Source organism: Acinetobacter sp. ANC 5378, from assembly GCF_013004315.1.
Classification (GTDB): domain Bacteria; phylum Pseudomonadota; class Gammaproteobacteria; order Pseudomonadales; family Moraxellaceae; genus Acinetobacter.
The window spans coordinates 1-16,097 of record NZ_JABERK010000081.1; the positions used below are offsets into that span (position 1 = coordinate 1).

11 protein-coding genes are annotated in these 16,097 nt (G+C 34.3%); 3 read left to right on the forward strand and 8 right to left on the reverse strand.

Annotation, left to right across the window (positions count from 1 at the left end):
- Positions 1-229: 229 nt before the first annotated feature.
- The 4 genes from HLH16_RS14850 to HLH16_RS14865 form a co-directional block, all read right to left on the reverse strand.
- Positions 230-1,906 carry an ATP-binding protein gene (locus tag HLH16_RS14850; protein ID WP_171529898.1) on the reverse strand — a complete coding sequence of 559 codons (1,677 nt, stop codon included), beginning with the start codon at positions 1,904-1,906 and terminating at the stop codon, positions 230-232.
- Positions 1,899-3,092 carry an SIR2 family protein gene (locus tag HLH16_RS14855; RefSeq protein ID WP_171529899.1) on the reverse strand — a complete coding sequence of 398 codons (1,194 nt, stop codon included), beginning with the start codon at positions 3,090-3,092 and terminating at the stop codon, positions 1,899-1,901. Before HLH16_RS14855 ends, HLH16_RS14850 begins: the two co-directional genes overlap by 8 nt.
- Before the next feature lie 291 nt (positions 3,093-3,383).
- Positions 3,384-5,798 (reverse strand): dynamin family protein, encoded by a 2,415-nt coding sequence (locus HLH16_RS14860; RefSeq protein ID WP_171529900.1) that lies wholly within the window; start codon positions 5,796-5,798, stop codon positions 3,384-3,386.
- A gap of 40 nt (positions 5,799-5,838) precedes the next feature.
- On the reverse strand, positions 5,839-9,282 hold the full coding sequence (locus tag HLH16_RS14865; RefSeq protein WP_171529901.1) for a DEAD/DEAH box helicase family protein: 3,444 nt from the start codon (positions 9,280-9,282) through the stop codon (positions 5,839-5,841).
- A 187-nt stretch (positions 9,283-9,469) separates the two neighbouring features.
- Between HLH16_RS14865 and HLH16_RS14870 the strand changes: the two genes are divergently transcribed.
- Entirely contained in the window at positions 9,470-10,459 is a 990-nt protein-coding gene (locus HLH16_RS14870; protein ID WP_171529902.1) for an ImmA/IrrE family metallo-endopeptidase, read from the forward strand.
- 2 nt (positions 10,460-10,461) lie between these two features.
- Positions 10,462-11,082 (forward strand): hypothetical protein, encoded by a 621-nt coding sequence (locus HLH16_RS14875; protein ID WP_171529903.1) that lies wholly within the window; start codon positions 10,462-10,464, stop codon positions 11,080-11,082.
- 30 nt (positions 11,083-11,112) lie between these two features.
- Here HLH16_RS14875 and HLH16_RS14880 read toward each other — a convergent pair whose 3' ends face one another.
- The 3 genes from HLH16_RS14880 to HLH16_RS14890 all read right to left on the reverse strand — a co-directional run bounded on the left by HLH16_RS14880 (position 11,113) and on the right by HLH16_RS14890 (position 14,374).
- A complete protein-coding gene (locus HLH16_RS14880; RefSeq protein ID WP_171529904.1) occupies positions 11,113-12,261 on the reverse strand; it encodes a restriction endonuclease subunit S in 1,149 nt (382 codons plus the stop codon).
- Complete coding sequence (locus tag HLH16_RS14885) at positions 12,258-13,739, reverse strand: type I restriction-modification system subunit M (RefSeq protein ID WP_171529905.1); 1,482 nt, start codon at positions 13,737-13,739, stop codon at positions 12,258-12,260. Before HLH16_RS14885 ends, HLH16_RS14880 begins: the two co-directional genes overlap by 4 nt.
- A 140-nt stretch (positions 13,740-13,879) precedes the next feature.
- Positions 13,880-14,374, reverse strand: coding sequence for a hypothetical protein (locus tag HLH16_RS14890; protein ID WP_171529906.1), 495 nt, complete (start codon positions 14,372-14,374; stop codon positions 13,880-13,882).
- Between the two features lie 80 nt (positions 14,375-14,454).
- On the opposite strand from HLH16_RS14890, the gene HLH16_RS14895 reads away from it, so the two are divergent.
- Positions 14,455-14,700 (forward strand): helix-turn-helix domain-containing protein, encoded by a 246-nt coding sequence (locus HLH16_RS14895; protein WP_171529907.1) that lies wholly within the window; start codon positions 14,455-14,457, stop codon positions 14,698-14,700.
- Here HLH16_RS14895 and gmtY read toward each other — a convergent pair.
- Positions 14,666-15,991: a gamma-mobile-trio recombinase GmtY gene (gmtY, locus tag HLH16_RS14900; protein WP_171529908.1), complete on the reverse strand. Its 1,326-nt coding sequence runs from the start codon at positions 15,989-15,991 to the stop codon at positions 14,666-14,668. The two genes, HLH16_RS14895 and gmtY, sit on opposite strands and share 35 nt — an antisense overlap.
- Positions 15,992-16,097 lie beyond the last annotated feature (106 nt).

The window sequence follows — 16,097 nt, forward strand, 5'->3', positions numbered from 1 at the left end:
ATCATTTGAATGATTTCTTCTTGGTCTACGTGCCATAAAATACTCCATATATTGATGTTTATAACATCATTTGGGGAGCAAAATATCACTTATAAGTGTTGTTCAAATTTCCTGATCCACCTCTTATTCCTGTTCCGAGTAGACCACTTAAGACAAATACTTATTTATGCTTATTATTTAATTCAAAAAGAATTTAATCTGAAATGACTTAATTTTTACAATACTTTCATTAAGCCCACTTATCTTGAAAGTCTGCTCCAGATGAATTTGGTGCTACAACTGGCTTGTGGATATTTACAGTTAAAGGAATAGGAAAATCATTTCCAATGAGAACAGCTTCCCCTGGCTGTAAACTTGGTAAAAAGTCTGATGCCGCTTTATCTATTTCACCACAAGCGCGTTCAATTATTTCTCTATCACGGTCATTAGTGAGTCTATGGACAATCAATGTTCCTAACTGGCTTAAAACACCCTCAGTTATGTCTCTTGGTCTCTGAGTCGCTAGACAAATATTTAAACCAAATTTTCGACCTTCTTTAGCAATTAATTCAAATGAATCTAGTTTGGCAAACGTATCTTCATTACCAATAGATTTACCAATAAAGTTATGTGCTTCATCTAGAAAGATAACAATCGGTTTATCTGAAAATTTCTTTGCCCTTGCTTGACTCAATAGATGACGACCAATAGCATTTGCAACAATTTCTCTAGCTTTAAACTCAAATGCAACATCACTTAAATCTATTCTTAAAATTTTCTTATCTGAACTATTAAAATGATCAATTTTTTGTATAAGTGTAGGCAACTCAGCTTTTGGCTTAAAGACGAATCCAAAAGTCTTAGAATTTGTAATTCCATTTATTCTTGATATTAATGACAAACAATAGCTAAAACTACTGGGATCTTCATTCCATATACCATTACTATTCGCAGGATATATACATTCTTGTTTAAGCTGCAAACAAAGCCTTGATGGATCAAAAGGAGATTTAGGGTTCTCAAGCTGTTCAGTTCCCCCAATATATCGAATAGTTTGTGTCCAACTTTTTTCATATTTTCCAATTTTAAGGTAAACACCTCTTTCAATTTTTTCTACATGCTCATCATTTCTCTGTTCAATGATTTTAGCTAATCTTAAACTGCGAATCGCCTCCCGAAATTTAGGACCTTGTACTTTCCCAGAAGGTTCAAATAAAGCTATAAAATCAGTTTCTTGAAAGCATTCTGGAGGGAGGCTAACAGCATAAGAATCAATAGCTGGATTGATAGGTTCACTCAAATGAACATTTTCAATATCATCTCCAGAAAAATCCTTATACTCTCCCGTAGGATCAAGAATAATTATTTTCGAATTGAATTTTCTACATTCTTCTAAAATCTTTGCTGTCGTGTAACTTTTACCGCCACCCGTAGAGCCTAAAATTCCCAAATGTCGTCCAAATAGCTTTTCTGGGGTTACTGTGATATCACAGCCTTGATCTACATCGATATAACCGATATTTAATTCAACCTTCGGTGTCTCTTTATTCATGCGTTTGGGCAGTTGAGCTATAAGTTCATGTGGAGCTGAATAAATAAGATCATTAATGTTTGGATAGTATTCAACACCTGCTGTAACATATAAATTATCCATTTGAATTGTGCCAAGCAAGTGAATTCTTCCAGCAATTTCCAAATTTGATTGTTCTAAATCGTCTTTTTTTATTTCTACAATACGACCAAGAATTAAGTTTACCTGACTTTCAATTAATATGAATTCACCAACCTCTCCTTTTCCATAACGTTTACCATGAAAATAAGTTGCCTGATGTTGAAGATTAATATATTCAAAGTTTACTGAATTTGCATTTACAGCATTTACTTTACCAAAAAGTAATTCAGGTTTAATCACACCATTATTATACATGTGAAGCTCCAAAGAGCTTTTTCATATTTACATGAAGATTCTCCGCAGGAGATAAAGCTGTAAGATCAGGAATGAGACTTGAAAATTGTTGAAAATCACAATTGATGAAAAAAATCTCATCATTTTTTCTATCAGCAGCAATCTTTTTAAAGATTCCCCAATATTTAGAAGTATCAGGTGGAACTTTTTTAAAATCACTTTCAATACAAGGTGACACAATAATCACTTTTAAATGTGGATTAGAGAGTATTGCAGATAAAATTGGTTCAGATAAATGATCATCATTAAAACCAAATCCAGCAATAATTAAGCATGTATTTGGCTCTCTCAGACTTTGTGAAAAGCGAGCAATTAGTTCTAAGTGTGGTTGTATATATGACTGTTGATATTTTCCTTTTGCAGGAAAAATCATACAGCTATCTTCAGCCTCCACATTTTCTTCTTGTTTGATGATATAAGGACTATCACTATCGCGACTCCAATTTGTAGATCCATGTAGCTTATAGAGCTGATATACACCTTCTAAATAATGGATGTTTGTTGAAGACGTTGTCGTATTTCTTCGGACAATATCCATATCAAAAAACCTAGCATCGTAAATACGAGGAATCGAAAAAGAAAATCCATCTATTACAGTAATACCTAATAATCCAGCAGCGTCTTCAAAACATGTATCATAATTCGTCGTAAACAACTTAACTCTGGGATCTTTTGACTTTCTTCTAGCTAATTTTCTAATAAATTCTTTGTGACCAACTAACTGAGTATCTTTATCATTTATAAACCTACATTTTTTTAAAATAAGTTTCTTACACTCATTTAAAAATAGTTCTGTTTTTTCTGTTTCCTCACCAACTTGTAAATATGCTTCACAATGAGATAGACATACTTCTATATTTTGATTTTTAATATCCTCAGAAATATATTTACTTTCACCAAAACAATCTTTAGCAGTTTCCTCCATATCTTCTGTGGTACAGGCTAACCATAAATCCCGCATTTTAGGGCCATTAACAACATCACCTAATGAAGTTCCGCTTCCTGCAAGCACCATAATATTAGGCATTTGCAATGCAGATTTTAACTTATTTTTTATTTCAGTTTCAAAATAATCATTCTCAGTTCCATCATCCTTAAGAGCATCTACCCACGTGTCTTCTGAAGAATTATAATATTTATTACCCATATATTTACCTATATATTTTCAATTATTTATGCTACATCACTCTCATTAAACATTTCAATAATAAGTAACACTAAAAATGAATTAAAAATTAAATGTATAATTTCAATACAAATAATTTTATTATATAAAAAACCACATTAAGAAACTTAAACAACTATAAATAGCTTTAGAATAAGACCAACTTTATATAGATATTACCAGAAAAGGCTAAATAAAATTTCATACTAATATAAAACCTGACAGATACTACATTGTATGAATAACTGTCAGATTAGTTTTAACAAAAATAAATTATGCTAATAAACTATTTAGGATAGATTTTTTTAACTCTAATCTTTCAATAATATTTCCCACATTATCTAGATCATTTTTCTTTACTATTGGAACTATATTAGATAAAAACTCATCAAAAGTTTTTGCAAATTTATGATTTTCATTTTCCATAGCTGATAACAACAACTTAACTTGTTTATCAACACCATTAATAAACACTAATTCAAGATCTATGGCTGGAATAACAGCTTTAATCAAGATTTTTTTAAGGTTGTTAATATCATTGTTAATTTCTTTAATCACCATTTCCTTCGTAGTACTAGGACGTATGTTATATTTATCCAAGATGACCTGCGGATTAGGGATTTTTTCAACAATTGAAGATGGAACAATATCTTTAAATGAGCTAAGTATTTTTTGCAAAGATTCAATAGTTTGATTAGAACCATTTATACTATTTGCAATTCTAATTACATCCATTGTTAGCTTCGGAATTGTGTTGACAGCATCAACAATTAAAGAACTTTCATTTTGGCTTAAAAGCAAGTTTACAAGATTACCTTGCCCTTTTGAATAATAATGATCTAGATGTATTATTTCATGACTAGATCTTTCAAAACGATTCATCCTATCATGGCTTGCTATCGGAGAATTTAACAGTATATCAAATATATCCCTGGAAAATCTTTCTACGAGATATGTAAATCTATATGAATTGTGAGCAACTTCTGAAGTGATTTTCTTTATTATATTTTCACACAGCTCTTGAATCTCTTCGCTATATGAAGAATTCCCAGTTACAGCACTTGCAAACTCTTTAAGCAATAAGACTTCAATTTCTTTACAATTTTCATTAGTAATATCTTTGATTAAGTTTAGGTAATCTTCTAAATACTGTAGATGAATTTCATCTCTCATATGTCTATTTACTTTCTCCACTTGTAAATCGACACGAATACTTTCATCAGTAAGAATTCTTACTTTATCAAATAACTCTTCTTCAACTTCATTAAAATACTTATTACTTTCAATTTCCTCTTGAATTTTATTAGATAACCATTTTTCGTTATGAATCTGATGCTTTTTATTAAAAATAAATGTCTTGAGTTGCTCTCTTAATCTTTTCTGAATTTTACGATATTCTGCTGTAATAATTAAGCTTTTTTGTTTATCAGAGGAAGTTTCAATATTGTAGTTTGAGTCGTTATTTTGATGAATTTCTTCAAAAACAGTTTTAATACATTTTAAATTTGTATTTACTTTTTGTTTTAATATTTGAAATCTCTCAGTCTGATAATAATGTTCCAATTCAGATCTAATAGCATCTATACCAGAATCAATATCATACTTACATACATAATCTTTATCTTGGATAATGGATTTTTCAGATACAAGATACTTATATGCCGACCCAGAAAATACTCTTTTTTCCGTACCAATTTTATATTTTAGAACATCATTCTTTAAGATTTCATAGTTACCATTCAATTGATCAGGGTTATTTACTCTGTCAATTTGATTACCAAAAACAAATAATTTATCTTTTAAAGCAATTCCATCACTATCAGTATTATTTTTAATAACACTTAATGACGTTCCTTGAATACTAGGATTAGTTCCAGCATTCGTAACTAAAATAATAGCATCTGCATTTTTTAAACGTTCTTCCGTTTGACGGATATGCAATTTTGTTGGAGAGTCAAAACCAGGGACATCATAAATTATTGCTGTTTCAATCTGATTTAGTTTCGAGGATTCAATTTCAATTTTTTTAACACTTCTTGGTTTTGAAGTATCATTTTTTTCTCCTTTAATATACGTTTGAAATTTATCTTCGTTTAACTCATCTCCATGAAATTCTATCTTTCCTCCATTTAGAGTCAATTTTGACTTAGATTTCAAAATATCTAAGATCTCTTGATCTGTTTTACCTACATGATTTTTATGCAGTTGATTATTTTTTTCTTCTAAATTAGCAAAGTAGGTCTCAAATTCATTACTGTCTAAATCTTTAAAACTAACACTTGTTGCTGCTGGATATTCAAGCTCCAAAAGCATGTCTTGAAAAATTTGATTAAATTCAGCTTCAGTATAAAACTCTACAGTAGCTTTATCCGATCCGCTAACTAATCTCGTTGTAGTAAAAGTACATCGTTCGGGTGCTGAAGGTAATACATAGTTATCAATCAGGGCATTAGCAAAAGTGGACTTACCAGCCTTCTCTAAGCCAACAATAGCAATTTCAAACTCATTACTTTCTAATTTGTGTTTGAGCTTTTTGTTCTTCTCACTATAGTTTTTAAGTTTTTCAAGTTGCTGACTATTTAACAGCTCTAAATCTACGTTGCTAATTAATTTGTTAATTAATGAACTTGTACGATCTATTTCATTGATTAACGTTGTTTTTTCCATTTCATATGAATGTGCATTCATAAATTAACCCCTAGTACATTATTAAATAAAATTTTAAAGTTTACGCCACCGCAGATTCATTAAACGCTTCAACAACCTCAAATATGTTATCAGCATCATTATCTCCAAATACTCCATCAATTCCTTCAAAGTGAATCTGGTTAAATGGTGGTTCATAAAGTTGAGATGCTTCTAAAGTTCCCCGAATGGTTAAATGCTCAATCACCATTTCCACAAAACGAATTTGTTTTTCATTATAAATTGAGCCTTGCAGGTACTTAGAAAAGGCCTTCTGTACTGCTGGGCGATCCAAACCAACGAGAGATCGGATGAATAAGGGTAATGGTTTATCTGTACCAAAACATTCCTCAAATTTATCTTTGCTTTCCACTTCCTGAGCTTCAAACACAAATCGTTCTAGTTCATTCATGTCAGTTGGGGTAAGAGCCAAGCCACGCTTCAATTTGGCAATGGTGATGTGATCTTCATTGGCTTTAATGAAACTCTCGACACGTTTACGATACTGAGCAAGGTTTACACCACTGGAAACCACAGGAATATCAACCTCTGTTGCTTCACCAATTTCATCATCAAGCATCGAGTAAACAATCGTTGAGGTAGACTTCTCAATCAGCTTCACCAAGCCTCGGATACGTTTACGCATCACCTCCAGCATTGGAACAGTGATGCCTTCCCAATAGGCTTCAGTTTGTATTTCTTGAATCAGGTTAATCTGTGCAGCGACTACAGGAATATTTTCTTTAGTTTCCAATTTAGAAGCGATTTCGATGACTTTATTGGCATAAACTTGAATTGCCTTAGTATTTTTTTCCAACACGGCAAGTTCGATGTTATAGCAAAGCATGTCAAGCAGCTTGGCTTCTAGTGGCTCAGACTCTAGTTCGTTCGGAAGCTTAGAAATATGTTCTTGTAATGTGCCAATTGCAAGGTCATCCAAGTTGTCCCAGGCCACATCATTTTTAAAGTGTTCAACATGCTCAATTTCGGATTTCACAATGAAGTTGTCTGTGTTCATCGACTTCACTTCAGTCTGCAAGCTCTGACGCATTTCTTGCTGTACAGCTTTCATTTCTTCAGTTTGATAATCGGGTGAATTAAGCAAACTCAAAACATTCAATCGAGCTTTGAATAGGCGTTGTCCCAATGGCTCTGTAGTAGATACAGGCGCACCATCAGGATTTTCATTGAAGTATTCAAAATTGGAACAGTAGTCGAAAATATAGAATTCTTTCTTGTCCATTTCAGGAGCAAACAGGTCTTTGCAAAGCCGTGTACCGCGCCCAATCATCTGCGTAAACTTCACTTTTGAGCGTACAGCTTTGAAGAATACGAGGTTAACCACTTCAGGAACATCAATCCCTGTATCGAGCATATCTACAGAAATGGCAACTTGTGGATCAGCCAGATCTTTTTTACTGAAACTATCAATCAAGCTTTGTGCATACTTGGTCGAGTGTGTGATGACACGGGCAAACTTGCCGTCATAGTGCGGATAGTTTTTATCAAAGCGTTCTGCAATGAAGTTGGCATGGTTCTGATTGACTGCAAAGATGATGGTTTTACCCAACATATCTCCACCTTCAACCTTGATGCCATTTTCCATCAAGTGTTGAAGCATCTTGTCTACCGTACCAGTATTGAACAGTTCTTTGTTGATCTTGGATGCCGTTACCTCATCAGGAGCATCACCACCATCCCAATCCAGTTCATCCCAATGCAGTTTTTCTTCTTCTGAAAGCTCATCATATTTCACGCCTTCACGCATGAACTTCAATGGCACTGAATAGGCTTTAGGTGGTACGAGATAGCCATCGGCAATGGCTTGGTTTAAATCATAGTAATCGGTTGGGACACCGCTTTCTAAACCAAACAATGCATAGGTATCGCGGTCTACTTCATCGCGTGGTGTAGCGGTCAAACCGACAAGCAGGCTGTCAAAGTATTTAAAAATCTCACCGAATTTTTGGTACACGCTACGGTGGGCTTCATCGACAATAATCAGGTCAAACATGCCTGTACCGTATTTGCGTGTGCCATCCGCATTCATTTCATCAATCAAGCCCATCATAGTCTGATAGGTAGAAAGATAAACCCGTCCATTCTGGGTTTTACTTTCAACCAAATTGACGGGCGCAGAATCAGGTAAGTTGGCTTTAAAGGCGTTGGTGGCTTGTACCACCAGAGAAGTACGGTCAGCGAGAAATAGGACTTTTTGCACTACATTGGCTTTCATCAACACATCGACCAAGGCAATCGCAGTACGGGTTTTCCCTGTACCTGTTGCCATGATGAGCAAGCCTGCACGTTCCTTACGTTGAAACGCAGCGAGCATGGCTTTGATGGCGCGGGTCTGATAGTAACGCTCTACAATATTGGCATTGATTGGGAAACTGCCAAGATCAGGGTCATTTTTACGTCTTTCAATCAGGCGTTTTAGTTCAGCTTGGGTGTAGAAGCCATGAACTAAACGAGGTGGGCCACCTTGTACGTCATTCCAGATACGAGTGCGATAGCCATTGGTGTAGAAAATGACAGGGCGTTGTCCTGTTTGTTGTTCTAAACAGTCGGCATAGAGTTTTGCCTGTTGTTGACCCACTTCAGGATCAACCGATGTACGTTTAGCTTCTACCAACGCCAAAGGTAAGCCATTAGCATCATACAGTACATAATCGACTGAACCTTTACCTGATGCGCTTGGCATTCCTGTGACTGGAACTTCTTCTCGTGCAGTAATGCCAATTTCCCAACCTGCTTCTTCAAGCAGAAGGTCAATTTTAAGCTTACGAGTTTCGTTTTCTTTATAATCCGTAGTGTCTTTAACTTTGCTATTGGCAAGTTTGGCTTGTTCGACTTGCTGACGTTTCTGAGCTAGATCAGCATCAATATTGGCGAGCAGTTGTTCACGTTCTTCCAAACTTGCAGAGAGTTCTAAGAGTTTTTGTTCACGTTCACGCAACGCTTTGTGTTGTTCAGCAAATTCTTTATCAAAGGCTTTGGCGTCTTGCTGTAGCTGCTCTTTGTTTGCTGTGACTGGTTGGGTGCTGTCTGCGTTAGAAATCAGTTTAGGGTTAAATAGAACAGCCTGAGAGCGATCTTTTGATGGTGAGCCATAAGTACGCTCAAACCACACATAGATGAGGAATAAATGGCTGATGTGTTTAACTGTTTCTTCAGTGGTCAGTTGTTTGAATTTTTTGCCATGTACCGCACTGTTGCCCACCATGCGGATGTTATCCATCTTGTCCCAAATATAGGGCGGGATAATGTCCTTGAATTTTACATCGGTGATCAGGCTATACAGGGATGGATCGTAGGGTTGAGTGAGTTTTTTATCGTATTGATACAGCCAAAAGACAAGGTTTTCTAATGAATTTCGGGCAAACATCAAAGATGCTTGCGGGGAAATATACACAAGCTTTTCAGCTTCTTTAGCCGTTATAGCTAAGCTTGAAAATTCAGGCTCTAAAAACTGAAAATTACTCATTTCCTCTCCATTTTTTTATTAACTAAACAATTACTTAATAATAAATATTAGATATGATTATACAAATCAAAATGTAAATTTGTATTTATTTCTTTAGTTTATAAAAATTTAAATAGTTTTCGTTCCACGAAATAAAGTATAATGTTTCACAAAATATTTTAGGCATTTGTGTTTTAAGGAGGCTGCTATGACTACAAAAACAATTAGCCCTATGCAAACCCTATATACAAAGTTACATCACCTAGGGTTTAAAAAATCAACCATTAAAAAACTTTTACCTGAATGGTGGCATGATGACATCGCTAAAACACCTGCTGGCTTACAAGAAGCATCATTGATACTTTCGAAATACTTGAGTATTCGTTATAGCAGTTTGATAGGTGATGTAGACCCTAGTTTCAATTTACCCAATCATAAATTTAAGCATGCTAAAAATGTTCAAGAACATGATTTGAACAAAGCCGTTGCGCTTTCTTCCCTTTCTGGAAGATTGACACTTGAAGCTTATGACTCATCTCTAGCTCAATTAGAAAATTTATCTGCCCAAAGCATACGAGAAACATTACTCAATCGAAATTGCCCATGGATAGATTTTAATATTTTGCTGGATTACTGTTGGGAAATTGGTGTTCCTGTTATTTTTTTGGAAAATTTACCTTCCCCTAAAATGCAGGGGTTAGCCTTAAAGTTATATGATCGCCCTGTCATTATCCTCACAAGCAAGCATAAATATGGTTATTTAGTTTTCCATTTAGCCCATGAGCTTGGTCATATTATTTTAGGTCATGTAACAAATGATAACTGGGTCATTGACGAAAAAATTAGTGAACACAATGACGAAGACATTGAGCAAGCTGCCAACCAATTCGCACTAGAATTATTGACTGGTAATAGTGATGCAGCATATAGATCAGAAAGAAATTTATACCCAAGTACATTAGCAGTTTCAGCTTTAAGTGTAGGACGTGACCATAAAGTTGACCCACTCCACATTGTCTTAAATTACGGACACACTAATCAGTGCATGCCAATTGCGAATAGTGCATGTCAAGCCTTAGTCAGAAAGCTAAGTATTAGCGAATCTGATCAAGAAATTGCAAAATCAACTTTTATGCAATATGTTGATGTAGATCGCCTTGACGATGAAAAGGCTTTACGCCATCTCATTGGGATGTGAATGTGATTGTATTCACTGATAATGATATTTTAATCAAATTAGCAGGTTGTGATTTACTTCTCCCATTCTGTGAAGCCATACAGACTCAGGATAGTGACTTTTTTGTTACCCCGAGCGCAAAATTTGCGATCCCTAAACAAGGCAAAAAGAAATTGACTAACCCTCAATGTCTTCAACAATTGCATGAATTTCTTGGGCGTACAAATATTATTCAAGATGTTGTACCACAGACTGAGCTTTTAGATGAATTGCTTAATGCCCAAAATATTGATGGTGGCGAAGCACAATTAATTTTGTCAGCTTACAACTCCCCATCTTCTAAACTTGCCACAGGCGATAAGCGTTGTTTAGCATCCTTATTAGCTACACCATCATTAAGTGAAATTGCAAACAGCTTAGCTGGACGTGTCTATACTTTAGAAACAGCTATGCTCATTCTTATTTCTCGGTTAGGTTTTGATGCCATAAACCAAAAGGTAATAGAGCGCTGTGTGGTTGATGGTACATTAAACCTAGCTTTTGGTGAGCATCGAACTATTGATAATGCTGTTGAATGTTTATCTTCTTATTGCTCTAAATTAAAGCTATTATTGGCAGAGTCTCATTTATTAAACAGTGCCTAAATCAATGAGATTAAGGCACTTTTAAATAAATTATAATTTCCCGCTAAATGCCTGGTTTTGTAATGATTTAAAAAGATTTTCTTGAATCTCTAATTGTTTATAAAGCTTCTGTTTTTGATCATCAATAGCTAATGCAATCTTAGACCACTTTTCCTGTAAATCTAAGGGGGGATTAATTGTGTTAAAAGAATTTAAATCTTCCAAAGTAATACCTTTAACAGTTGCTCCTTTACCTAAAGAAATAATTTGGTTTTTCATTTGAAGTAAGAAATATAAAAGAAAATTTTGTGATATTTTTTGCTCATCTTTGATAAATAAGGCTTTGATATCCTGATTAATTGCAACATTCAACCCAGTTAATGCAACTTTCCCCAGCCCCATTCGAGTAGGCATAATTAAAGTCCCTTTAGGAATTATATTTGTTGCACTGTTATTAACGCCTTCTATAGTGATTGATTCTAAAGCGCCATTAATAAGTAAATTTTCTTTGAAATCTTTCACTGTAACCCATGGTATTTGACCATTCCAATATTCATCAATATTACGGCTAGGTGTACCACCACCTTTGATGATTACAATTTTTCCTAATTTACAGCATTCCCATCCTTTAGGATTACTCACAGGATCACCAAACATATTAATAAACGTGGCTTGTAAAAGCTGATCTAACTTTTCAATAGCTTGTTGACGCTTTTGGCGTAGCTTATCTGCTTTATCTAGAATAGATGCAATTCGGCGTTGTTCTGAAAGTGGTGGAAGTGGAATGTCATAATTCCAAAACTCACTCATTACCATACGAGGCATTTTTGCACCAGCAACTACATTAGTAGCAAAATTAAGAAAAATATCTGATCTTAAAAAATAAGCTAAATACTCTGGATTAATTTTATTCAAATCACAATTTATAGGCACTAACTCTGTTGTAGCAAATCCATCTTCATCTGCAACCACAACCTTATTTAGGTAAGGTCGTAATTTAGAATAAAGAACTGTTCCTTTTCTAAAATAATGAGTTGAAATTCCAATCTCTGAAGTATTTATATATTCTTTAGATAAGATTTTTCCTGTATGTTGCTCAATTTGATCAAGATTTAATAACCAAATTTTATCATTTTGAGTTTGATATTTTTCTTTGCTATCCAATTTTAGTGAAGAGATTTTTGCCTTTTGAAAACTCACTTAAGTAACTCCTTAAGCTCATTCATTCCTGTGAGAATGTCATGTTCAAGCAGCTCTAAATCAGCCAGAATCTTACTTGGTATTTCATATTCTACTTGCTCATATACTACTTCCTTATAGCGGTTAATCGACAAGTCATAACCATTGGCAGCAATATCAGCCTTATCTACTAAAAAACTTTGATCAGTCGCTTTACGATCTGTTTCCGCTTCTAAATTTTTAAAACGAGCAATAATCTCAGGAATATTATTATTTTCATGCTTAGACGCATCGAGTTCATTACGCTTATCATCTAGCGAATAACCATCTGCCTGCATGTCATAGAACCAAACCTTGTCTGTACCACCAGATTGAGTTTTGGTGAAAATCAGAATGGCAGTCGAAACGCCTGCATACGGTTTAAATACACCTGAAGGCATCGAAATAATAGCTTCAAGCTTTTGTTCTTCCACAATCTTCTGACGCAAATCTTTATGCGCTTTAGAAGAACCGAATAATACACCATCAGGCACAATGATCGCAGCACGACCACCTGTTTTTAATATGCGTAAGAACAAGGCTAAAAATAGCAGTTCCGTCTTTTTAGTTTTTACGATTGCCTGAATATTCTTGGCACAGCTTTCGTAGTCTAGGCTGCCTGCAAATGGTGGGTTGGCAAGAATTAAGCTGAACTGATTTTCAATATGTGAATGCGCTTCGCTCAAAGAATCACGGTTTTCAATACTTGGGTTTTCTACCCCGTGCAGCATCATGTTCATCGAACCAATACGAAGCATAGTGCTGTCAAAGTCATAGCCAAAGAAAGTTTCTTCACTAAAGCGTTTAGCTGCTTCAGGATTGGCAAAAATCTCGGTGCTATAATGTTGGTTCAAGTATTCACTGGCTGCAACAAGAAAGCCTGCTGTACCACATGCAGGGTCACAGATGGTATCCGTGGGTTTCGGCTGCATCAGCTCTACAATCATCTTGATGATATGGCGAGGTGTACGGAACTGACCGTTCTGACCTGCTGAAGCGATTTTGCCAAGCATGTACTCGTAAATATCACCTTTGGTATCTTTATCATCCATTGGCACTTCAGCCAATAGATCGACCACTTTAGTTAAAAGTGCAGCATTTGGAATAGTAAAACGAGCATCCTTCATGTGATGACTGTATGTGGTGTCATCTTCATTACCAATGCTTTTAATGAAAGGAAAAACTTCATTAGCGATGGTATTGTAAAGCTGTGATGGATCGCCCAGCGTAATAAATTTAGACCAACGTAAATGATCTTGCTCAAGTGTAAAAATTGGCTTTTCTACAGCAGTTTTTAGGCGGTTGGCTTTCTTTTCTTTGGTAATCTGAATTTCATCTAGTCGGCGGATAAAGAGCAGATAAGTCATTTGCTCCATGACTTCTAGAGGATTGGAAATACCACCACTCCAAAAAGAGTTCCAAATCTGGTCAATTTTGCTTTTAATTTCGCCTGTAATCACACTGATGACTCTCAAATTTCTTTGAGGGTATTGTGGTAGAAATTAAGAGAAAAAGCTATTTGATTCACTCACCATCAAATTGATTCCGAAAACATGAAATTAATAATCAAATAAACAGATATTAAAATATTTACTACTCGTCAATTTTTTGAAACACAGGCTATGAGTTTGTTTAATACAGTGATTTCTGATTGAAGACTTTTCAAATACATTTTCGCATCCAATACGCAACAAGAGATCTTATCAACTATTATTGGATATAGACGCATATACTTAGCTAATATGTCTATTTCCAACTTTACTTTCTCTACCTCTTCTTCAAGTCGAGTGTAATCTTGATATAGCTGCTCTTGAACCGAAGATGAAGTAATCTTATTTGCTAAATAATCAAGCAAATCAGAACTTCTATACGCTGACGTATATTTATAGGTACATGTCGAATTATCAACTGATATAAAACCGCATTCTTGTAGCTCTCTAACAGTTTGATAGATTTTTTGATAAAACTTTTTTGCCTTAAATTCTGGATAAGCTTCAATAAACATCTTTCTGATATCCTTGAATTCTTTTGCCTTAAAGTCTGTTGTTGCTAAGAATTCAACCAAACAGCTCTTAAGAGTTTGATTTATATACATACAAATCTACCGCATCATCATAAATTAACAAAAATATCCTATTTTGGGATATTTTTGTTAATAGTACAACATCTTGAGCTATGAGCTCAATACACGATCCTCGTTACAGAAAACTGATACAAAAACTTATTGCTATACGTGAGTTAAAAAAAATTACTCAGGTACAGGTAGCTTCGTCGTTAAAAAAACCACAATCCTATGTAGCCAAAGTTGAAAACTTTGATCGTAGAATAGATATAATTGAGTTATATGATTGGATAAATGCATTAGATGCAGATTTCAACACTTTTCTTAATAATGAAATTTTAATAACTCATCCCAGCTAATATCTTCATGAGGGTTTTTGTGTTTATTCAATTCTTGTTCTATCACACTAAAACTTTTAAGAGCCTGAGCTTGGCTTTCAGAAGTATATGTAATTTGAGAATCTATTGAAGAATGATGTAAAGCACGTTGTATAATTATAGGATTCACTCCCATTCTTTTAAGTGTCATAGAATAATTATGTCTATGTCCATGAGTACTTGTACCTAGAGACTTACTTACTTCAGTATCAATTTTAGCCATAGCCACTTCATAATTTTTATTAAAACTCGACAATGTATAGGGGTCACCAAAATCTTTTTTATTAAAGTTAATAAAAGCATACGGATGGTTTAATTTTAAAGATGCTATCTCAAGTAAGTAAACTTCCCATAACTTAAAAAATAAATTCTTAACTTCTTGTGAATACCATAATAGTGGTAATGCACCCTGACTATCCACTACTTTACTCTTCCAACCTAAATGCTGATTATTATTTAAAATAGTTCTTGGTTTAAGTGAATAAACTTCTTTCAGATACTGCTCTCTATCAAATTTTTGACTAAATTTACTTTTCCATCTATTCGGAGCTTCCCCCATTTGAGGGTGAAAAATTTTTATTGTTCTCGTCATCATATCTACATCTATTGCCCATAAATGTAAGGCTTCCGATGCTCTTAAACCTGTCCCATGCATAAGTAACAATATTAACTTGTCTCTTAAAGCTGCTCTCAAATCCCTTACATTTTTAAATCCGTATTTCATCAATTTAATAAATAAATGCAAGGGAAATTGTTGTTCATCACCACTTTCTTTTCTCACTGATTTATGAGTTCTAAGTGCTCTTGTGTAGTTGTTCTTATCTTTATTCTGCTCAGAATTAATATGAGACAAAATATTATTTTTTTGTTTATAGTAATAAGCATAATATAGAATAACTTGAGTTCTATAATCAGCGCTAACTAAAGGATTCAAAAATTCATTTCCGTAATTTTTATGAAGCCAATCAGAAAAGTAACTTACTGCTTGAGTATATATAGTTTTAGTATTTTCACTCCAACCATACCAATACAAACCTGTTGGATCAAAGCCCTCATCATCAATAGTTCCTTTATCCAAAGAATAAAAAAATCTTTTAAATAATTCTTGTGAGTTTTGACATTGATCTCTGTTTGCATAAGCGAAATCAAGATACAACTTTACTCCATATACAGCTTGTTTTATAGATGAAATCCTTATACTACTTCCTACAAACACCTCCATACAGTATTTAATTAAAGCTAAAAATGGTTGACCATAGAGGTGGTCCCACATGTTTGAACAACTAAAAGCTTATTTATAAGTGATACTCTGCTCTAGTTAAGCTACCTTATTTTGTTGTGGTAGCTGGTCATAGTAAAACTCATCTGGAGTCATTTTG

Bases quoted from the DNA above. Each gene is read 5' to 3' on its own strand.
- HLH16_RS14890 (WP_171529906.1), bottom strand. From the start codon at position 14,374: ATGTATATAAATCAAACTCTTAAGAGCTGTTTGGTTGAATTCTTAGCA.
- HLH16_RS14865 (WP_171529901.1), bottom strand. From the start codon at position 9,282: ATGAGTAATTTTCAGTTTTTAGAGCCTGAATTTTCAAGCTTAGCTATA.
- HLH16_RS14855 (WP_171529899.1), bottom strand. From the start codon at position 3,092: ATGGGTAATAAATATTATAATTCTTCAGAAGACACGTGGGTAGATGCT.
- HLH16_RS14860 (WP_171529900.1), bottom strand. From the start codon at position 5,798: ATGAATGCACATTCATATGAAATGGAAAAAACAACGTTAATCAATGAA.
- HLH16_RS14870 (WP_171529902.1), top strand. From the start codon at position 9,470: ATGACTACAAAAACAATTAGCCCTATGCAAACCCTATATACAAAGTTA.
- HLH16_RS14895 (WP_171529907.1), top strand. From the start codon at position 14,455: ATGAGCTCAATACACGATCCTCGTTACAGAAAACTGATACAAAAACTT.
- gmtY (WP_171529908.1), bottom strand. From the start codon at position 15,991: ATGTGGGACCACCTCTATGGTCAACCATTTTTAGCTTTAATTAAATAC.
- HLH16_RS14850 (WP_171529898.1), bottom strand. From the start codon at position 1,906: ATGTATAATAATGGTGTGATTAAACCTGAATTACTTTTTGGTAAAGTA.